This window comes from Phenylobacterium sp. (assembly GCF_025934275.1).
Lineage (GTDB): Bacteria > Pseudomonadota > Alphaproteobacteria > Caulobacterales > Caulobacteraceae > Phenylobacterium.
This window is the reverse complement of record NZ_JAICYI010000015.1, coordinates 21829-40198: the sequence shown is the minus strand read 5'-3', so window position 1 is coordinate 40198 and position 18370 is coordinate 21829. Positions and strand designations below refer to the sequence as shown.

The window sequence follows — 18370 nt, the reverse complement described above, 5'->3', positions numbered from 1 at the left end:
CGAAGCTATAGTCGCGCCATGATCCACCCCGCCCTGCTCGTTCTGACGCTCGCCCTCACCGCCCCGGCGGCCCGCGCCGCCGAGGCGCCGGCGCTCTGTACGGCGCTGAAAGGCCTGGCGGCGGAGGCGCAGCGCACGGGCGAGCCGCAACGTCTCTCGCTGGCGGTGAGCGGCGACGAGGTCAGCTGCGGCGCAGACGCGACGAGCGGGCCGGCCCGCGCGTTCTGCGAGGCGGCGCAGGCGAGCCTCGGCAGGCGCCCCTTCCCCTGGCCGCTCAGGACCTGCGTCGACAGCATGGCCGACGACCCGCGGCTGTACGCGGACCCAGGCGGGGCGTTCCTGCGGCTGGGCGCGAAGCTCGGCCGGGGCGTCAGGCTGGACGTCAGCGCCGCGGACGGCGCGCGCGGCCGCTACGACCTGGTGGTCTGGAAGGCGCGCTGAGGCGCCTCACTGGCCGGCCGTAGGATGGCGACGTCATCCCTGGTCTGGAAGATCTGCAGCAGGTTGGCGTCGTCCTTGCCCGAGGGTGGGCGGTAACACCGTCGCGCGAGGGGCGCAGCGCTACGCGCGGCTTGGCGCGGGCGCCGGTTCGGTGGCAGCCTGGGCCCGAGAAGGGAGCCCGCGATGACCCGCCCCGAAGCTTCGCTGCCGCAACGCCTGGGCTACGCGCCGGACGCGCGGCTGGTGATCATCAACTGCGACGACATCGGCTCCAGCCATGCGGCGAACCTCGCCAGCCTGGAGGCCATGCAGAGGGGCGTGGCGACGAGCGCCACCCTGATGGTCCCCTGCCCCTGGGCGCGGGAGGCCGTGGAGCTGTTCGCGGGCCAGGACGTGGGCGTGCATCTCGTGTTGACGGCGGAATATCCGACCTACCGCTGGCGCTCGCTCACCGGCGCCAAGTCGTTGCACGACAACCAGGGCTACCTGCCGTGGACGGTGGCCGAGGCGCGCGAGCGGGCGCGGGTGGAAGATGTGGCGGCGGAGTGCCGGGCGCAGATCGAGCAGGCTTACGCCTGGGGCGTGGACGTCACGCACTTGGATTCGCACATGGGCACGGTGCAGCTCGATCCCCGCTTCTTCGAGGTCTACCTGGCGCTCGCCGAGGAATTCCGCCTGCCGGTCAGGATGGTGAGCGCGCGGGCCGAGCCGGTGCTGGGCTTCGAGAGCCGCGCGCCGGCGGCCGGGCGGGGCATCCTCTTCGCCGACGAGGTCTGGGCGCAGTGGGGCCGGCCCACCGGCGAGCAGATGCGCACGGTGATGCCACGGCTGAAACCCGGGACGGTCGCCGAATTCCTCGTGCACCCGGTCTTCGACGGGCCGGAGCTCAGGGGCTACGACCTCACCGAGGCGCAGATCCGGGTGGACGACCACGCGGTCGCTGTAGACCCGGAGATCCGGGCGCTGATCGAGGCCGAGAGCCTGATCCCGATCAGCTACCGGCCCCTGCGCGAGCTGCAGCGGGCGGGCGCGCTTGAGGCGGCCTGATGCCGGACGATCTGCCGCCCAGGGAGACGACGGCCGAGCGCGGCAGGGCGAAGCGGCGTTGAAGCGCTAGGGCTTCGAGAGCGTGTCCGCCTTGCCGGTGTCCAGATCGACCGGCACCGAGACGTGCTCCTGGACGATGCGCCATTGGCCGCCGAACTTGCGATAGACGTCGGTGACCCGGACCACGATGTGGTTCTTGCCGCCCTTGGCGTCCGAGAGCGTGACGTCCTGGATGGAGTGGCCCCAGGCCACCGGACCCACGACGTCGACGTGCAGATCGGAAATAGCCATCTTCGCCGGGCCCGAGAACTGCTTGAAGAGACCCTGCCAGTCCTTCCGGTAGGCCTCCCAACCGACGTACTGGCGTGGGGGTGTGACGTCGAACACGAAGAGGCCCTGCTTGGCGTAGCAGGACATGATCTTGCCGATGTCCTTGGCGTTGAAGGCGGCGGTGAAGCCGTTCTCCAGCGCCACGATCTGATCGTGGTCGGACTTGGCCGGCGCGGCCGAGGCGGAGCCGGCGAGGGATGCGGCCGCCAAGGCGGCGAGCGCGAAGGTGCTGAATCGCATGGTGAAGGTCCCTCTTTCGTGCGCGCCAGATTGGCGTCAACAAACGCCGTCCGGCAAGATGCCTCACCGCAGCCGGCCGCCCACCCGCAGCCTGCGTGAGCCCCGAACGGCTATCCGTCCACAGCCTCGATGATCACGAAGGCCTGGGCGTAGGGGTGATCGTCGGTGAGCGAGAGGTGGATCACCGGCTTGGCGCCCGGCGGCAGGATCTCGGCCAGGCGCGCGGCCGCGCCGCCGGTCAGCGCCATGGTGGGCTGGCCGGAACGCATGTTGACCACGCCCATGTCGCGCCAGAAGACGCCCCTGCGGATGCCGGTGCCCAGCGCCTTGGCGCAGGCCTCCTTGGCCGCGAAGCGCTTGGCGTAGGAGGCGGCGCGGTCGGGCTTGCGCTCCGAGCGGGCGCGCTCGGTCTCGGTGAAGACGCGGTGCGTGAACCGCTCGCCGAAACGCGCCAGGCTCTGCTCGATCCGGCGGATGTCGGAGAGGTCCGAGCCGATGCCGAGGATCAAGCGGCCCTCACCGAACGAGCCTCGTCCATCAGCGCCCGCATCCGCTGGATGGCGGGTCCGAGGCCGATGAAGATCGCCTCGCCGATGAGGAAATGGCCGATGTTGAGTTCGACGAGCTCAGGAATGGCGGCGATCGGCTTGACGGTCTCGTAGTCGATGCCATGCCCCGCGTGGACCTCCAGGCCCAGTCCCGCGGCCTGGGCGGCGGCGGCGCGAAGCTTCGCGAGCAGGGCGGCGGCGTCCGGCGAGCGCTCCCGCGCGGCGTCGCACCAGGCGCCGGTGTGCAGCTCGACGACCGCCGCGCCGCATTCCCTCGCGGCCGCGATCTGAGCGGGATCCGGCTCGACGAAGCAGGAGACGCGGATGCCGGCGGCGGCCAGCCGGCCGATGACCGGCGCGATCTGATTGTGGCCGCGCACCACGTCGAGCCCGCCCTCTGTGGTCACCTCCTCGCGCCGCTCGGGCACCAGGCACGCGGCGTGCGGCAGGTGGGCCAGCGCGATGGCCTCCATCTCGGGCGTGGCGGCCATCTCGAGGTTCAGCGGCCGGCCGCGGCGCCGGGTGATCGCGGCGAGCGCGTCGATGTCGGCATCGGAGATGTGGCGGCGGTCCTCGCGCAGGTGGGCGGTGATGCCGTCGGCGCCGGCGGCGAGCGCCATCTCGGCCGCGCGCACCGGATCCGGATAGGCCGCGCCCCGCGCATTCCTGACGGTCGCCACGTGGTCGATGTTCACGCCGAGACGGATCTTGGACACGCCTGCTCTTCCTCCGACTACCCGGTCATTACATAGGAACCACGCGCCGCACGAACCACACGAACTTGGCTGGGATCACTTCAGGCGCTTGGAGCCCGGTTCCTCGGCCGGGATGGCGGCGAGATCGGGGGGAATCTCGTCGGGGGCGTAGGAGGGCACGTCGACCGTCGCCAGCGCCACCAGCGGCCAGCCCACCTCCGCGCGGCCGCCGGAGCGGTCGACCAGGCAGGCGCAGCAGAGCACCTTGCCGCCGGCCGCCTCGATCGGCTCGACGGCTTCGCGGAAGGAGCCGCCGGTGGTGATCACGTCCTCGACCACCACCACCTTGGCGCCGGGCGCGATGCTGAACGCGCGGCGGAGCTTGAAGCGGCCCTCCTCGCGCTCGACGTAGAGGGCCGGCACGCCCAGCCAGCGGGCGGTCTCGTAGCCTGGGATGATGGCGCCGACGGCCGGGGCGACGATGACGTCGGGCTTGCCGAACCGCGCTTCGATCTTCTCCGCCAGCGCCTTGCAGAGCCGCGCCGTCCGCTCCGGATACTGGAAGACCAGGTTCTTCTGCAGGAACATCGGCGAATGCCGGCCCGAGGCCAGGATGAAATGGCCCTGGCGCAGCGCGCCCGCGCCGCGGAATTCCTCCAGCACCTCGTCCGTGTCCATGCGCTGCGCACATAGTCCGGTTCGCGGGCGAGCGGAAGGCGGGGCTACCGCGGCTGGGGCGCGAATGGCGCAAGCTCGGTGTCGCGCAGCACCGCTCGCGGCGAGACGAACCGGTAGCCCAGCGCGCGCAGGCCGCGCACCGTCGCCATCAGCTCCCGCGGATCCTCGTACCAGTGGAAGAAGAAGCTCGCGAACCCGTCGCGCACCACGAGGTCGCGCCGGGCGGTGGCGATCAGCGCCTGGCTGGAGCGGCCGAAGCCCGGGCCGCGCTGCCCCCGGGCGAGATAGCCCAGGTCCTCTGGCAGGATGACGTCACCGCGCTGGTCGACGGTCTCGAAGGGGAAGAACTGATCATACGGGCCGAAGATCGCGGCCTTGGGAAAGTAAGTGACCCGCTCGTAGCGGGCTGCAAAGCGCGCCTTGAAGGCCTGATAGGCGCTGGGCGAGGCGGCATAATGCGGGGTCGTGAAGATATCGGGCGGCTCAAGGCCGGCGGCGCGCCAGCCGCGCTCGGCCGCCGCGAGCCGGTCGCGCCACATGGGAACGCTGTCCCCCGGCAGGAGACCGGCGACCCCAAATCCGCCGCCGGGCTGCAGGCGGGCGGCGATGAACTCGTAGTCGCCGCCGCTCACCGCCGCGTAGGGGTTGGGCGTGCGGCCGAACTGATGGGTGTGGCCGTGGGCCACCAGCACGCCGCCGCGCCAGACCGCGTAGCGCAGGGCGCTCACCAGCGCGGGGCGGTCGTGCAGCTCGAAGGCGAGCGGACGGCCGTGGGTGAAGTGGCCGAGCGGATCGCGGTAGCCGTCGTAGACGGCCAGCGAGAACGGCACGCCCTCTCCCGCCAGGAGGTCCGCCAGCGCGCGGATGCGCTGCGGGTCGGCCTCGGGACCGACGTCCTCGATCCGGACCATCGCGCGATGCCGCTCCGGCGCATCGGGGGCGAGGATGTCGAACAAGAGGCCCGCGAAGGCGACGTAGCGGTCGTCCTCGGTCGCATAGGCGAACGGCGCTTCGAGCACATAGGTCAAGGCGCCGGCCCGGAGCGCCCAGGGCGTGCGTCGGCCGTCCGGCGCGACCGCCCAGGCGAGCGGCTGGACGCGGGTGGGATCTAGCACCTCGGCTTCGGCGACCTGGGCGGCGGCGCGGCGGTCGCGGGTGAAGGCCTGGCCCTTGTAGACGACCGAGAGGTAGTCGGCCGGCCGCGGCGGCGAGACCCGCCAGCCGACGACGCGGGCGTAGTCGGGGTCGGCGAACAGCTGGGCGGCGCCATGCTGCACCCAGACCACCGGGCGCCGCGCGCGGCGGACGTCGGCCAGCAGTGCCGGCGGCGCGGGCGCGCCGCCATAGGCCGGCAGGACGAACGTCGCGGCGTAGCGCGCGCTCTCGCCGGGGCGGTAGCCGGCCAGGTCCTGCAGTTCGGCGCGACCGAAGCGGCCGAGCAGGTTGGCGGTCAGCAGGCCGTAGAACCGCGTGCCGGGGCCGGCCGGCTCGGTCTGGAAGAGCACGAGATAGCGCGCCGGCGGGGGACGGATGGCGGCGGCCGGTGCGACCAGGGTCCAGGCCAGGACGGCGAGGCCGCCCACGAGGGCGGCCAGCTGCAGCCCGAGGATGAGACGCCAGACCCGCAAAATGCCACCGCCCCACGACCCTGCCGCTCAGCTAGCGGCGGAGTGGATGAGATTGGGTTAACCGGCGACGGCCGGAGAGAAGAACTAGGCCTTCGTCCGGTCCACGGTTTCGACGCTCGGGTTGGCGCGCAGGGCCGCGGCGATGTGGGTCAGGTGACGGGCGTCGTTGACGTCGACGTCGATGTCCACGTCGAAGAAATCCGACTGCCGGTGGCGCATCCTGAGATTCATGATGTTGCCGCCAGCCTGGCCGATGATCGTGCAGACTTGGCCGAGCACGCCCGGCGCGTTGCGGATGGTGGCGGTGAGCCGCGCCCGGGCGATGGCGTTGCGCTCGGCTTCCGGCGTCCACTGCAGGTCGCGCCAGAGCTCCTCGCGATCCTCGAACTCGGCCAGCCGCTCGCAGTCGATGGTGTGGACTGCGAGTCCTCGCCCGTCGCTCTCCAGGATGCCCACGATGCGGTCGCCCGGCACCGGCGAGCAGCACTCGCCGAAGTGGATCGAGACGCCCGGCGTGAGCCCGCCGCCGCGGACGTAGAGCCTGGCCTGCTTGCCGCCCTCGATGCGCCGGCGGGCGGCCGCCACCTCGCGCTCGGAGACCTTGAGCCCCGGGAAGATGGCCTCGAGCACCTGCGGCGGCGAGGTGCGGCCGCGGCCGACGGCCTCGAACAGGTCGTCCTCGCTGCCGGCCGCGAAGCGGTCGAGCGCCGGGCGCAGCGAGACGTCCTTCAGCGTCTTGCCGACGCTCTCGAAGGTCTGCTGGACGGTCGCGCGGCCGAGCTTGGTGAACTCCTCGCGCTCGGTGAGCCGGATGTGCCGGCGGATCGCCGAGCGGGCGCGGCCGGTGACGGTGAGCGAGCGCCAGTCCGGCGGGACGGCCGGGCGGCCGCCGCGGATCACCTCCACCACGTCGCCGTTCTGCAGCACGGTGCGCAGCGGCTTGAGCTCGCCGTTGATCTTCACCCCGACCGTGGAATCGCCGATGTCGGTGTGGACGGCGTAGGCGAAGTCGAGCGGCATGGCGCCCCGGGGCAGGCTGACCAGCTGGCCCTTGGGCGTGAACACGAACACCTGGTCGAGGTACATCTCGAGCTTGGCGTGCTCGACCAGCTCCTCGGCGTCGCCGCCGTGCTCCAGCACCTGGACGAGGTGGCGCAGGTTGACCAGCGGATCGCGGCCGCCGGCCTCCTTCTGGTGCTCGACGTCGAAGCCGTACTGCTCCTCATGGTTCTTGTAGCGCCAGTGCGCGGCGACCCCCTCCTCGGCGACCCGGTCCATGGCCTCGGTCCGAATCTGCATCTCGATGCGCATGCCCTTGGGCCCCACGACGGTGGTGTGCAGCGAGCGGTAGTTGTTGCGCTTCGGCGTGGAGATGAAGTCCTTGAACCGCTCCGGCACCGAGGGCCAGGCGCGGTGGATGACGCCCAACGCGCGGTAGCAGTCCTCCTCGGAATCGACGATCACCCGGAAGGCGTAGATGTCGGAGAGCTGGGAGAAGCCGATCGATTTGCGCTGCAGCTTGCGCCAGATCGAATAGGGGTGCTTCTCGCGGCCGAAGACGCGCGCCGGGATTCCCGCGGCGTCCAACCGGCTGGCGATCTCGCCCGACGCCATGGCCACGGCCCCGCCCTGGTCGTGCCGCAAGGTCTCGAGGCGGCGGCAGATCGCCGAATGGGCCACCGGGTTCAGGTGCTCGAAGGCCAGCTCCTCCAGCTCGGTGGTCATCCGGTGCATGCCGATTGAGCGGGCGAGCGGGGCGTAGATGTCGAGCGTCTCGCGGGCGATGCGCTCGCGCTTGGCGGGCTGCTTGATGTGCTGCAGCGTGCGCATGTTGTGCAGCCGGTCGGCAAGCTTGACCATCAACACGCGCACGTCGCGAGAGATCGCCAGGATGAATTTCCGCAGGCTCTCCGCCTGCCGCAGCCGCTCCGAGGAGAGCTCAAGCTTGGAAAGCTTGGTGACACCCTCGACCAGCTCGCCGATCTCCGGGCCGAACAGCTCGTCAATCTCGGCGCGGGTGACCGGGGTGTCCTCGATCACGTCGTGCAACAGCGCGGTGACGATCGTCGCGGTGTCGAGCCGGTAGTCGGTGAGGATGCCCGCCACCTCGATGGGATGGGCGAAATAGGGATCGCCCGAGGCCCGCTTCTGCGCCCCGTGCATGCGCATGGCGTAGACGTAGGCGCGATTGAGCAACGCCTCGTCGGCGGTGGGATCGTAGGAGCGGACCTTCTCGATCAGCTCGAACTGGCGAAGCAGCTTCGGACGGCCGACCGCGCGCGGGGTGTCTGTCTTGGGGCCGTCCGGGGGCGTGGCGGCGGGCGGGTTCGCCGTCGTCTGGGCTAGCGGTTCTGCGCCTTCGGCGTTCAGTACCGCTCCTCCTGACCGCCATCGCGGTCGCTCTGCAGCGCGCGCACCAGCTCCATCTCGCTCATCTGCGTGTGAGTGGGGTCGGCCAGCAGCGCGAGGGTTTCGGCCTCTTCCTCCGCCTCGGAACGCTCGTCGACGCGCTGCAGCGTGCCGATCAGGCCTTCGCGCAGTTCCTCGGGATCGACCACATCATCGGCGATCTCGCGCAGCGCCACCACCGGGTTCTTGTCGTTGTCGCGATCGACCAGGATCTGCGATCCGGCGGAGATGCCCCGCGCGCGGTGCGCCGAAAGCAGAACCAGGCCGAACCGGTTGGGGACCTTATCGATGCAGTCTTCGACGGTGACGCGAGCCATGGAGACCTCAGGGGCGCAGGGGGAGGACCCTGGAAGATAGAGGGCGGGGGGTTTTTGTGCAATGCGGGAACGGTCGCAGGGGGCGAAGAGAAGGAACCACGAAAGGCAGGAAAAACGCGAAAGACGCTTCGCGCCAGACCACGGAAAGCACGGAGAGGAGCCCATCGGCAGAGGTCCGGCCGGCACGGGTGCCGGGGGCGCGCTCGCTCGCGGTCGCCCCCGCCGTCTTACGTGTCATCCGTGTCTTCCGGGGTTCCTTCGCTTTCGTGATTTCGTCGTGGCTCCAACGAGAGGCGCCGCGTCGCGGCCGACGGTGGCGGCGCGGGCGAGGTCGGCGGCGCTCCGGCCTAGGGTGGGGTGCACCCAGCCGGGAGCGATCTCGGCCAAGGGGCCCATGACGAACAGGCGCTCGTGGGCGCGGGGGTGCGGCACGATGAGTCCGGGGGCATCGATCACTGCGCGGCCGCAGGCGATGAGGTCGAGATCGAGCGTGCGCGGCGCGTTCGGCGCCACGCGCGTTCTGCCAAAGCTCCGCTCGATGGAAAAAAGCGCCTCCAGAACGGCCTTTGGCCGCATGGTCTTCTCGACAAGCGCGACGCCGTTGCGATACTCAGGTTCGCCGGGATCGGGCCAGGCGGCCGAGCGCCACCAGCCCGACCGGGCGAGAACGGGCAATTGGGCCCCAGGGAACCGCGCCAAAGCCGCCTCAAGCAGCGCCTCGGACGACGGGAAATCGCCGGCCATATTGGAGCCCAAGGCGATGATCGTCACCTCATCCAGCGCCTCAAGCCCTGCCTTCAGGAATTTCAATTTATGACCTTTTACCCCACTGACAGGCTCGCTCTCTTCATCGACGGGGCCAACCTCTATTCGGCGGCCAAGGGTCTCGGCTTCGACATCGACTACCGCAAGCTGCTGGAGGAGTTCCGCAAGCGCGGGGTGCTGGTGCGGGCCTACTACTACACGGCGCTGGTCGAGGATCAGGAGTATTCGCCGATCCGGCCGCTGGTCGACTGGCTCGACTACAACGGCTACCGGCTGGTGACCAAGGCGGCCCGGGAGTACGTCGACAGCCAGGGCCGCAAGCGCTGGCGCGGCGATATGGACGTCGAGATCGCGGTCGACATGATGGAGATGGCCGGTCCGGCCGACCACCTCGTGCTGTTCTCCGGCGACGGCGACTTCCGCTGTCTGGTGGAGGCGGTCCAGCGCAAGGGCGCGCGGGTGACCGTCGTCTCGACCGTCAAGTCGCAGCCGCCCATGGCCTCCGACGACCTGCGACGCCAGGCCGACAACTTCGTGGACCTGGCCGACCTGGCCGAGATCATCGGCCGGCCCTCGCGCCTGCCGCGCTTCATCCAGGAGGCCCGCGCCCACGAGCGTGAGGCCGATGCCGAGGCCTGAGCCGGCCCGTGCGGCCTGTCCGCCGGAAGCGCCGCCCGACTGCCCGATCTGCCCGCGGCTGGTCGCCTGTCGCGCCGCCAACCGCGCGGCCCATCCCGACTGGTTCAACGGGGCGGCGCCCTCGTTCGGCGATCCGGATGCTCGGCTGCTGATCGTCGGCCTGGCCCCAGGGCGGACGGGGGCGAACCGCACCGGGCGGCCGTTCACCGGCGACTATGCGGGCCTGCTGCTCTACGAGACGCTTCTCAAGCTCGGCTTCGCCGAAGGGCGGTACGAGGCCAGGCCCGACGACGGCTTGAGGCTCGTGGACTGCATGATCACGAACGCGGTGCGCTGCGCCCCGCCCGGCAACAAGCCGGAGACGGCCGAGGAGGCGAACTGCCGGCCCTATCTCGCGGCGCGGATCGCGGCCCTGCCCCGCCTGAAGGTCATCGTGACCCTGGGCGACGTCTCCAGGCGCAATGTGCTGCGCGCGCTGGGCGGCAAGGCGAGCGACGGCGCGGCGGGCCATGGCTCGGAGTTCCAGGCCGGGCGCTACTGGGTGATCAACAGCTATCACTGCTCGCGGCTCAACACGAACACCGGCCGGCTGACCGCGCCGATGTTCGAGGCGGTGTTCGAACGGGCCCGGGCGCTTCTCGCCGCCTGAGCGGCTTGCCAGCCGGAGCCGGCGGCGCGAACCTTCGCCGGGTGGGGTTCGGAGGGTGCGGCCATGCTGTTCGAGCAGATCGCGACCGGCGGCTGCCAGTCGTATCTCGTGGGTTGTGCGGCGACGCGGGCGGCGGTGCTGATCGACCCCGAGCAGTCGCGGATCGCCGAGTATCGCGGCCTCGCCGGCCAGCACGGCCTCAACGTGCGCTACGTGATCGACACCCACACTCACGCCGACCACTTCTCCGGCAGCCGCGAGCTCGGCAAGGCGCTCGGCGCGCCGGTGGTGATGCATCGGCTGAGCCCCGCCCCCTACGCCGACCTGCGGCTCGACGACGGCGACATGCTGATCGCGGGCTCGCTGAAGGTGAAGGCGCTGCACACGCCCGGCCACACGCGCGATTCCATGTGCCTGCTGCTGGACGACCGGGTGTTCACCGGCGACACGCTGCTGATCGGCGGCACCGGGCGCACGGACCTGCCGACCGGGGATCCGCATGCGCTCTACGAGAGCCTGTTCGACAAGCTCCTCAAGCTGCCGGCGGAAACGCTGGTCTACCCGGCGCATGACTACAAGGGCCGCTCCCACTCCACGATCGGAGCGGAGCTGGCCGACAATCCGCGTCTGCAAAAGACCGAACGGGCGGCGTTCGTGGAGATGATGCAGCACCTCGACCTGTCCGCGCCGACGCACCTCACCGAGGCTCTGCGCACCAACATGAGCGGCGGCAAGACGGTGGACCAGCTGCTGGCGGAGGCGGCGGCCAAGGTGCCGTTCATGTCGCTGGCCGAGCTCGCCGAGCGGATCGGCGGCAACAGCCGCGACCTGGTGGTGCTGGATCTCCGCGAAAGCGAGGCTTTCCGGGCCGGCCATGTGCCCGGCGCGACGCATCTGCCGCGCGGACAGCTTGAGCTCAGGGTCAACAGCGAGCTGCCGGATCCGACGGTCCGGATCCTGACCTGCTGCGAGCTCGGCAAGATCTCCACCCTGGCCGCCGCGACCCTGCGCGAGCTGGGCTATGGGCGCGCGACCGCGCTCGATGGCGGCGTCAAGGCCTGGCGTGAGGCGGGATATCCGGTGGAGACCTGACCGGCTCGCGCGATGGCCGAGGCTCCGCTACACAGCCCAGGTCCTCGTCTACCGGAACGCCGCTAAGTGCCGAAAATGAACGTCCTGGCGGGCCTCGCCGCCCTCCTCGCCCTGCCCCTCTCCACGGCCCTGACTGCCGCGCCGCCCGCCCCCGCGCCCTCGCTCCACGAGCAGGCGCTGGAGACGCTCAAGCGCGGGGTGGCGTTCCGGACGGTGCTGCCGGGCGACCAGGTCCCGGCCTATGCCGCCTACCTGAAGTCCGTCCTGGTGCAGTCGGGCTTCGCGCCCGAGGACGTCACCGTCACGCCGATGGCCGGCACGGCGCGGCTGGTCGCTCGCTACCGCGGCGCCGATCCCGCCAGGAAGCCGATCGTGATCATCGACCACATGGACGTGGTGGAGGCGAAGCCCGCCGACTGGACCCGCGATCCGTTCACGCCGGTGGTGGAGAACGGCTACGTCTTCGGCCGCGGCGCCTACGACGACAAGTTCGACGTCTCCGTCATCGTCACCGTGCTCGGGAAGCTGAAGCGCGAAAGCTGGAAGCCGGGGCGCGACGTGGTGCTGGCGCTCTCCGGAGACGAAGAGACCCAGATGCAGACCGGCCGGGCCAACGCCGCCGAGCTGAAGGATGCCGAGCTGGTGCTGAATGGCGATGCCGGCGGCGGCGTGCTCGCCCAGGACGGCAAGCCCTTGTTCTACGGGCTGCAGGCGGCGGAGAAGACCTACGCCGACTTCGCCGTCACCGTGACCAACCCGGGCGGCCACTCCAGCCGGCCCGGTAAGACCAACGCCATCTACCAGCTCGCCGCCGACCTCGGACGCCTGGCGGCCTACCCGTTTCCGGTGATGCGCAGCGAGATCACGGATCAGGCGCTGCGCGCGGCGGCCCCGATCACCTCCGGCCCCCTAGGCCAGGCGCTCCGGCGCTATGTCGCCAACCCCCGGGACCAGCAGGCGATCGCGATCCTCTCGGCCGATCCGGACTACGTGGGCCAGCTTCGCACCACCTGCGTGGCGACCATGCTCAACGCGGGCCACGCGCCGAACGCCCTGCCGCAGCGCGCCGAGGCCAACGTCAACTGTCGCATCTTCCCGGGCACGCCCTCGGAAGAGGTGCGCAGGGTGATCGAGAAGGTGATCGCCGATCCCGCCGCCAAGGTGACCCGCAAGGACGACGGCTCGATCGACGCGCCGGGATCGCCGCTGCGGCCCGATGTGGTGGCGGCGGTGACCCGGGCGGTGCGCGCCCGCGCGCCCGGTCTGCCGATCGTGCCCTCGATGTCGGCCGGCGCGACCGATTCGATGTTCTTCCGCGCCGAGGGCGTGCCGGCCTATGGCGCCTCGGGCATGTTCATGAAGCCCTCCGACGACTTCGCCCACGGCCTCAATGAGCGCGCGCCCATCGCCTCGATCGACGGGGCGCTGATGCAGTGGGAGATCATCCTGAAGGAGCTGGCGAAGTAGCCTCGCCCTTGCGCCAGTAGTGATACCGCCAAGCGGGCGTGAAGCCGGCGGCCCTGTAGAGGCTGCGCGCGGGGTTGTCCTCGACAACCTGCAGGTAGGCGCGATCGATCCCGCGCTCGCCGGCGGCGCGGCCGATGGCGGCGAGGATGCGGCTCGCGTGGCCCTTGCGGCGCTGATCGGGGGCGGTGCGCATGCCGTGCACGCCCGCCCAGCCACGGCCGAAGGAGACGACGCCCACGGCCAGCGTGCGCCCACACCCGTGGACCGCGGCGAACAGGGCCCCAGGCGAGCGCATGAGGTTGCGGATGCGGCTTTCGGCCTCCTGCGGATCGAAGCCCTCGCCCGCGAAGCAGGCGATCCAGGCCGCGCCGGGCGTCTCGCGGAGCTCGGCGGGATCGTCGGATAGGGCGACGCACCCCGCGGGCGCGCCGAGCTTCATGATGGTGGGCGTGGCGGGCGCATAGCCGCGGGCGGCGAGGGCCTCGCGAACCGGCCCGAGCGTCTCCGTCTCGGCGATCCGGAAGGCGGGCGGCAGCCGGGCGGCGAGGTAGATCTGCTCGATGTCGCCGACGACCCCTGGGTCGGCATCGTGCGCGAGGGGCACGGCGCTCCTTGCGCGGCCGATGGCGCCCGGATCGAGCGGGACCAGCCAGCCGGCAATTTCCACCGCCCGCTCGGGCGCGACCGAGGCCACAATGGCGCGCTCGAGGGATTCGATGTCCGTGTCGCTGAGCCTCACCCCTGCCCCGCTCCGAAGGCTCAGCCCTTTTCCCGCATCAGCCTCGCCTTGTCGCGCTGCCAGTCGCGCTCGGCCGCCGTCTCGCGCTTGTCGTGCAGCTTCTTGCCCTTGGCCAGCGCCACTTCGAGCTTGGCGATGCCGCGGTCGTTCCAGTAGAGGCGGGTCGGGATGATGGTGCGGCCCTCGCGCTGCACGGCGCCGATCAGCCTGTCGATCTCGCGACGCTTGAGCAGCAGCTTCCGGTGGCGGCGCGGCTCGTGATTGAAATAGGGGCCGGCCTGCTTGTAGGGCGGGATGTCGGCGTTGATGAGGACGATCTCGTGGCCCTCCACCGCAGCGTAGGATTCGGCGATGTTGGCCCGGCCGTTGCGCAGGGACTTCACCTCGGAGCCGGTGAGCTGCAGGCCCGCCTCGAAGGTGTCCTCCAGGAAGTAATCGAACCGCGCGCGGCGGTTCTCGGCGATCAGCTTGCCGGCCATGTCAGATAACGCCGGCGTCTCGCATCGCGGCCAGGACCTCGGCGCGGGCGGCCTCGGAGCACGGGACGATCGGCAGCCGCGCCTCCTCGGAACAGAGGCCGAGCTGGGCGAGCGCAAATTTCGTGGGTGACGGTGAGGCGTCGGAAAACAGCGCCTTGTGCAGCCGGATCAGCCGGTCCTGGCCGGCGAGCGCGCCCTGCCACTTGCCGGACAGCGCGTCGTTGTAGAAGGCGGCGCACAACTCGGGCGCGACATTGGCGGTCACCGAGATGCAGCCGTGGCCGCCGTGGGCCATGTAGCCGAGCGCCGTGTCGTCGTTGCCCGAGAGCATCACCCAGCCCTCGCCGCACATCAGCCGCTGCAAGGAGGCGCGCGGCAGATCGCCGGTGGCGTCCTTGACGCCCGCCATGTTCGGCAGCTTGGCGAGCCGGGCGAGGGTGTCGTTGGAGATGTCGATGCTGGTCCGCGACGGCACGTTGTAGATGATCACGGGCAGCTCGACCGCGTCGTTGATCGCCCGATAATGGGCGTAGAGGCCCTCCTGGCTCGGGCGGTTGTAATAGGGCGTGACGACCAGGGCGGCGTCGGCGCCGACCACCTTGGCGTGGCGGACGAGCTCGATCGCCTCCTCGGTCGAGTTGGAGCCCGCGCCGGCGACGACTGGCACGCGTCCTGCAGCGGTCTTCACGCAAAGTTCGACCACACGACGGTGCTCATCATGGCTGAGGGTCGCAGTCTCACCGGTGGTGCCCACGGGAACCAACCCATGGACGCCGCCCGCGATCTGCCGCTCCACCAGGCGCACGAACGCCGGCTCGTCGAACGCGGCGTCGCGGAAGGGGGTCACAAGCGCCGGCAGGACGCCGCGGAATAGGGGCTTGGGCATTTCAGCAAATTGCCGTGAAGGGGCCGCTTGTTAAGCGAAATTCAGAATTGCCGCGACAATATGGGGGAGTGGGCCAAGCTCGCAATGTTCGTATCAGATCGTCGAGGAAAGGGGGGCAGTCCGTTGGGGGACAAGCGCGTGCTCGCAAAGGCCCGGAAAGTCGCACTGATCGCCGGCGTGCTCGGTCTGGCCGCCGCCTCGGCGCGCGCGCAGCCGGCCGACCCGATCGGCGATCTCCTGCAGAACACTGCGCCCGAGGCGCCCGTCGAGGCGGCGGCGGTGGTGCATTCCGCCGGCGGCGCGCTTTCAGCCAACGACATCTCGCTGCTCCGCCGCGCGATCGATTCGGCCCGACGCGGCGACGTGAACGGCGCGCGCGCGGCGCGCAGCGAGCTCTCCGACCCGCTGGCCCGCAAGGTGGCCACCTGGGCGCTCGCCGATTCGGACGGCGATTCGCTGGGCTTCTTCGAGATCGACAACGCCCGCCATGAGCTTGGCGACTGGCCCAGGGGTTCCCGGCGGGAGCTTTCAGCCGAGCGGCAGCTCGAGAGCTCGGGCAAGTCGCCGGCCGACATCGTGACGTGGTTCCGGGGCGACGAGCCGGAAACCCCGCAAGGCGCCATGGCGCTGGCGTCGGCCTACCAGGCGCTGGGACGTCCAGCCGACGCCCAGAAACTCATCAAGCATTTTTGGCGCGACCGGGCGTTCGACGCCGAGTCGCAGCGCGCGATGCTCGCCCGCTTCGCCGGGTTCCTCACCCAGGACGACCACGTCCGGCGCGTCGACATCCTGCTCTACGAGAAGAACACGCAGGCCGCGCGCGATCTCCTGCCCCTGATCCCGGCCGACCAGCAGCAAGCCGCCGAGGCCAGGCTGGCGCTGAGGGCCAATGCGTCGAACGCCACCGAGCTGCTGTCGGCGCTGCCGCCCAGCGTCGCGAACGCCCCGGGGGTCGCGTTCGAACGGGCGGCCTACTATCGCCGGCATAACCTGGAGACGCTCGCCCAGGCCCTGGTCAAGGACTTCCCGCGCGAGGCGCCGACCGCCGAGATGGCCAAGCAGGTCTGGGAAGAGCGCAAGCAGCTGATCATCGCAGCCCTTCGCGCCGGCGACGCCAGGGCCGCCTATGCCGCCGCCGACTGTGACAGCATGACCGGGCCCGATGCGGCTGAGGCCGCCTTCTATGCGGGCTGGATCGCGCTCAGCAAGCTGAAGGACCCTGACGCCGCGGCCAAGCACTTCGCAACGCTCGACCACATCGGCGTTTCGCCGATCACCCGCGCCCGCGCGCTCTACTGGGAAGGCCGCGCCGCCGAGGCGAAGGGCGACCAGGCCTCGGCTGCGAGCTTCTATCAGGCGGCCGCGGCGCACGGCACGACGTTCTACGGCCAGCTCGCCATGGAGAAGGTGGGCCAGAAGCTGACCCTCGCCGCCGATCCTGTGATCACCCCGGCCGACCGCGCCCGCTTCGAGGGTCGCGAGCCCGTGCAGGCGGCCCGGCTGCTCTACGAGCTGGGCTACCGCGACCTCTACCGCAGCTTCGTGCTCAGCCTCGACGACGTCCTGCCCTCCACTGTCGACGAGGCGCTGCTGATCGACCTGGTCCGCGGCTACGGCGACCAGTACCTGTCGATGCTGGTGGCCCGCTCGGCCGCACAGCACGGCTTCATCCTGCCCCAGCGGGCCTATCCCTACCGCGCCCCGCCGCAGGTGGCCGGCGCGCCGGAGCCGGCCCTCGTGCTGGCCATCACCCGCCAGGAAAGCGGCTTCGACGCCTATGCCCACTCCGGCGCGGGCGCGCGCGGCATGATGCAGCTGATGCCGGCCACGGCCGCCGTTGTCGCCCGCCGGATGGGCGTCAGCTATTCGCCGGGCCGCCTGGACGAGGCCGACTACAACATGCAGCTCGGCTCCAGCTTCCTGGGCCATCTCGTGGACCAGTTCTCCGGCTCCTACGTCATGGCCGCCGCGGCCTACAACGCCGGTCCCGGCCGCCCCGCCCAGTGGGTCTCGTTCTGCGGCGATCCGCGCGGGGCCACGGACCCGGTCGACTTCATCGAGTGCATCCCCTTCTCCGAGACGCGCAATTACGTGATGCGGGTGATGGAGAACGTGCAGGTCTACCGGGCCAAGATGAACGGCGGCACCGCGCCCATCACGCTGCACGCCGACCTGCGCCGCGGCAGCTACGGCTTCGCCGCCGCGCAAGCCGCGCCGCTCACCCCGATCAGTGCGGCGCGCTAGCCTGCGCCGCCGTCGCGGGGCGGCGCCGTTCTGAGCCAGCTCACCGCGAACAGCACCGCCCAGAGGGCGTCGACGCTGCCGATGACAAGCGGCGATCCGCGCACGCGACCCATCATCGCCAACGGCCACAGCCCGGCCAGCCAGGTGACCTTCTCGAGGACGGCGACGATCATCACCGGCCGATAGCGCCGAGGATCGGCGCTGATCAGCAGGAACAGGAACTGGAAGACCAGGGCCGCGGAGATCCAGCCGTAGAAGTACTCCGGGTGGGTGATCGCCGGCGGCGTCATCGTCGAGATCGCGCCCTCGGCGAAGTACATCGGGGCGAGCGTCAGCACGCCGTAGATCCCGGCGACCCGGAACGCCCATTTCGCGAATGTCATGCGCCCGCCCCTGATGCTCGCCCGGGCGCGGCCCTAGTCGATGACGAGACCGTCGATCAGGCCGTCGAGGGTGACCTCGATCAGCGCCTCGCGGTCCGCCCAGGCGAAATTGGGCCTGGCGGCGAGCAGCGCCACGACGCCGTGGCACGACATCCACATGGCCTGGGCGGCGCAATCGGCCGAGCCGTTGCGCAAACGCCCGGCGGCGGCGATCTCGCGCACCACGCCGGAGAAGACCTCGTAGCACTCGGCTCCCAGGTCGGCGGCCTCCGAGCCCGCCATGGCCGCTTCGGGCCGCGGCACGGAATAGACGAGCTGGTAGGGGTTGGGGTGATCCATGCCCCAACGCATGTAGGCTTCCAGGATCATCTTCAGGCGCACGACGGCGTCGATCGGCTTAACCGCGATCTCCCGGTTGCGCTCGAGCAGCACCTTGATGGTCTGCTCGCAGATCTCCAGGAGAATCGCGCTCTTGTCGGCGAAGTGCATGTAGAGGGCGGTCGAGGAGACCCCCACCTCGTCGGCGATCCGGCGTATGGTCGCGCCCTCATAGCCCTCGGCCACGAAGATCCGCTCCGCCGCCTCCAGGATCTCGGCTCGTCGCAGATGGCCGTCGCCCTTCGCCTTGCGCGAGGACCGACGGGTCGTGGTCGCTGCAACCGTCACTGGATTCCGATCCTCCCCTACCCCCAGG

Annotated in this window: 20 protein-coding genes; 7 read left to right on the top strand and 13 right to left on the bottom strand. The window is 70.6% G+C overall.

Features of this window, described 5'->3' with window-relative positions; all coding sequences use genetic code 11:
- Positions 1 to 18: 18 nt before the first annotated feature.
- The gene (locus Q0W60_RS05810; protein ID WP_297693513.1) at positions 19 to 441 is read left to right on the top strand and encodes a hypothetical protein; all 423 of its coding nucleotides are present in this window, start codon (positions 19 to 21) and stop codon (positions 439 to 441) included.
- A gap of 183 nt (positions 442 to 624) precedes the next feature.
- Positions 625 to 1488: a polysaccharide deacetylase family protein gene (locus tag Q0W60_RS05805; protein ID WP_297693511.1), complete on the top strand. Its 864-nt coding sequence runs from the start codon at positions 625 to 627 to the stop codon at positions 1486 to 1488.
- A 66-nt stretch (positions 1489 to 1554) separates the two neighbouring features.
- Here Q0W60_RS05805 and Q0W60_RS05800 read toward each other — a convergent pair whose 3' ends face one another.
- The 8 genes from Q0W60_RS05800 to folK form a co-directional block, all read right to left on the bottom strand.
- Entirely contained in the window at positions 1555 to 2058 is a 504-nt protein-coding gene (locus tag Q0W60_RS05800) for a nuclear transport factor 2 family protein (RefSeq protein WP_297693509.1), read from the bottom strand.
- 110 nt (positions 2059 to 2168) lie between these two features.
- Complete coding sequence (gene acpS, locus Q0W60_RS05795; protein WP_297693507.1) at positions 2169 to 2567, bottom strand: holo-ACP synthase; 399 nt, start codon at positions 2565 to 2567, stop codon at positions 2169 to 2171.
- Positions 2564 to 3322 carry a pyridoxine 5'-phosphate synthase gene (locus tag Q0W60_RS05790; RefSeq protein WP_297693505.1) on the bottom strand — a complete coding sequence of 253 codons (759 nt, stop codon included), beginning with the start codon at positions 3320 to 3322 and terminating at the stop codon, positions 2564 to 2566. Before Q0W60_RS05790 ends, acpS begins: the two co-directional genes overlap by 4 nt.
- 75 nt (positions 3323 to 3397) lie before the next feature.
- Entirely contained in the window at positions 3398 to 3979 is a 582-nt protein-coding gene (pyrE, locus tag Q0W60_RS05785) for an orotate phosphoribosyltransferase (RefSeq protein ID WP_297693504.1), read from the bottom strand.
- A 44-nt stretch (positions 3980 to 4023) separates the two neighbouring features.
- The gene (locus Q0W60_RS05780) at positions 4024 to 5607 is read right to left on the bottom strand and encodes a DUF2334 domain-containing protein (RefSeq protein WP_297693502.1); all 1584 of its coding nucleotides are present in this window, start codon (positions 5605 to 5607) and stop codon (positions 4024 to 4026) included.
- A gap of 84 nt (positions 5608 to 5691) precedes the next feature.
- Positions 5692 to 7866 (bottom strand): bifunctional (p)ppGpp synthetase/guanosine-3',5'-bis(diphosphate) 3'-pyrophosphohydrolase, encoded by a 2175-nt coding sequence (locus Q0W60_RS05775; protein WP_297693555.1) that lies wholly within the window; start codon positions 7864 to 7866, stop codon positions 5692 to 5694.
- 107 nt (positions 7867 to 7973) lie between these two features.
- On the bottom strand, positions 7974 to 8333 hold the full coding sequence (gene rpoZ / locus Q0W60_RS05770; protein ID WP_297693500.1) for a DNA-directed RNA polymerase subunit omega: 360 nt from the start codon (positions 8331 to 8333) through the stop codon (positions 7974 to 7976).
- 234 nt (positions 8334 to 8567) lie between these two features.
- A complete protein-coding gene (gene folK, locus Q0W60_RS05765; RefSeq protein WP_297693498.1) occupies positions 8568 to 9143 on the bottom strand; it encodes a 2-amino-4-hydroxy-6-hydroxymethyldihydropteridine diphosphokinase in 576 nt (191 codons plus the stop codon).
- Between the two features lie 3 nt (positions 9144 to 9146).
- Here folK and Q0W60_RS05760 point away from each other — a divergent pair, with 3 nt between their 5' ends.
- The 4 genes from Q0W60_RS05760 (at position 9147) to Q0W60_RS05745 (ending at position 12945) form a co-directional block, all read left to right on the top strand.
- Positions 9147 to 9737 (top strand): NYN domain-containing protein, encoded by a 591-nt coding sequence (locus Q0W60_RS05760; protein ID WP_297693496.1) that lies wholly within the window; start codon positions 9147 to 9149, stop codon positions 9735 to 9737.
- On the top strand, positions 9724 to 10386 hold the full coding sequence (locus Q0W60_RS05755; RefSeq protein WP_297693494.1) for a uracil-DNA glycosylase: 663 nt from the start codon (positions 9724 to 9726) through the stop codon (positions 10384 to 10386). The genes Q0W60_RS05760 and Q0W60_RS05755 overlap by 14 nt, the downstream gene beginning before the upstream one ends.
- Before the next feature lie 63 nt (positions 10387 to 10449).
- Entirely contained in the window at positions 10450 to 11478 is a 1029-nt protein-coding gene (locus Q0W60_RS05750; protein ID WP_297693492.1) for an MBL fold metallo-hydrolase, read from the top strand.
- Positions 11479 to 11553: 75 nt separating this feature from the next.
- A complete protein-coding gene (locus Q0W60_RS05745; protein WP_297693490.1) occupies positions 11554 to 12945 on the top strand; it encodes a M20/M25/M40 family metallo-hydrolase in 1392 nt (463 codons plus the stop codon).
- Here Q0W60_RS05745 and Q0W60_RS05740 read toward each other — a convergent pair.
- From Q0W60_RS05740 to dapA, 3 genes are read right to left on the bottom strand one after another with little or no spacing between them, the layout of a single operon-like run.
- Positions 12920 to 13684, bottom strand: a complete 765-nt coding sequence (locus Q0W60_RS05740; RefSeq protein WP_297693488.1) for a GNAT family N-acetyltransferase — start codon at positions 13682 to 13684, stop codon at positions 12920 to 12922. The two genes, Q0W60_RS05745 and Q0W60_RS05740, sit on opposite strands and share 26 nt — an antisense overlap.
- A 20-nt stretch (positions 13685 to 13704) precedes the next feature.
- Positions 13705 to 14163: an SsrA-binding protein SmpB gene (gene smpB, locus Q0W60_RS05735; RefSeq protein ID WP_297693486.1), complete on the bottom strand. Its 459-nt coding sequence runs from the start codon at positions 14161 to 14163 to the stop codon at positions 13705 to 13707.
- Position 14164: 1 nt separating this feature from the next.
- Positions 14165 to 15049 (bottom strand): 4-hydroxy-tetrahydrodipicolinate synthase, encoded by an 885-nt coding sequence (gene dapA / locus Q0W60_RS05730; RefSeq protein WP_297693484.1) that lies wholly within the window; start codon positions 15047 to 15049, stop codon positions 14165 to 14167.
- 138 nt (positions 15050 to 15187) lie between these two features.
- Between dapA and Q0W60_RS05725 the strand changes: the two genes are divergently transcribed.
- Positions 15188 to 17293: a lytic transglycosylase domain-containing protein gene (locus tag Q0W60_RS05725; RefSeq protein WP_297693482.1), complete on the top strand. Its 2106-nt coding sequence runs from the start codon at positions 15188 to 15190 to the stop codon at positions 17291 to 17293.
- Here Q0W60_RS05725 and Q0W60_RS05720 read toward each other — a convergent pair.
- Both Q0W60_RS05720 and Q0W60_RS05715 read right to left on the bottom strand, forming a co-directional pair.
- On the bottom strand, positions 17290 to 17676 hold the full coding sequence (locus Q0W60_RS05720) for a hypothetical protein (RefSeq protein WP_297693480.1): 387 nt from the start codon (positions 17674 to 17676) through the stop codon (positions 17290 to 17292). The genes Q0W60_RS05725 and Q0W60_RS05720 overlap by 4 nt on opposite strands.
- Before the next feature lie 33 nt (positions 17677 to 17709).
- A complete protein-coding gene (locus Q0W60_RS05715; protein ID WP_297693478.1) occupies positions 17710 to 18342 on the bottom strand; it encodes a TetR/AcrR family transcriptional regulator in 633 nt (210 codons plus the stop codon).
- Positions 18343 to 18370: the final 28 nt, after the last annotated feature.

What these genes read in the sequence shown, in the direction of transcription:
- Q0W60_RS05810 (WP_297693513.1), top strand. Translation starts at nt 19, where the DNA reads ATGATCCACCCCGCCCTGCTCGTTCTGACGCTCGCCCTCACCGCCCCG.
- Q0W60_RS05755 (WP_297693494.1), top strand. Translation starts at nt 9,724, where the DNA reads ATGCCGAGGCCTGAGCCGGCCCGTGCGGCCTGTCCGCCGGAAGCGCCG.
- Q0W60_RS05750 (WP_297693492.1), top strand. Translation starts at nt 10,450, where the DNA reads ATGCTGTTCGAGCAGATCGCGACCGGCGGCTGCCAGTCGTATCTCGTG.
- Q0W60_RS05800 (WP_297693509.1), bottom strand. Translation starts at nt 2,058, where the DNA reads ATGCGATTCAGCACCTTCGCGCTCGCCGCCTTGGCGGCCGCATCCCTC.
- rpoZ (WP_297693500.1), bottom strand. Translation starts at nt 8,333, where the DNA reads ATGGCTCGCGTCACCGTCGAAGACTGCATCGATAAGGTCCCCAACCGG.
- smpB (WP_297693486.1), bottom strand. Translation starts at nt 14,163, where the DNA reads ATGGCCGGCAAGCTGATCGCCGAGAACCGCCGCGCGCGGTTCGATTAC.
- pyrE (WP_297693504.1), bottom strand. Translation starts at nt 3,979, where the DNA reads ATGGACACGGACGAGGTGCTGGAGGAATTCCGCGGCGCGGGCGCGCTG.
- dapA (WP_297693484.1), bottom strand. Translation starts at nt 15,049, where the DNA reads ATGCCCAAGCCCCTATTCCGCGGCGTCCTGCCGGCGCTTGTGACCCCC.
- Q0W60_RS05760 (WP_297693496.1), top strand. Translation starts at nt 9,147, where the DNA reads ATGACCTTTTACCCCACTGACAGGCTCGCTCTCTTCATCGACGGGGCC.
- Q0W60_RS05805 (WP_297693511.1), top strand. Translation starts at nt 625, where the DNA reads ATGACCCGCCCCGAAGCTTCGCTGCCGCAACGCCTGGGCTACGCGCCG.
- Q0W60_RS05720 (WP_297693480.1), bottom strand. Translation starts at nt 17,676, where the DNA reads ATGACATTCGCGAAATGGGCGTTCCGGGTCGCCGGGATCTACGGCGTG.
- Q0W60_RS05745 (WP_297693490.1), top strand. Translation starts at nt 11,554, where the DNA reads ATGAACGTCCTGGCGGGCCTCGCCGCCCTCCTCGCCCTGCCCCTCTCC.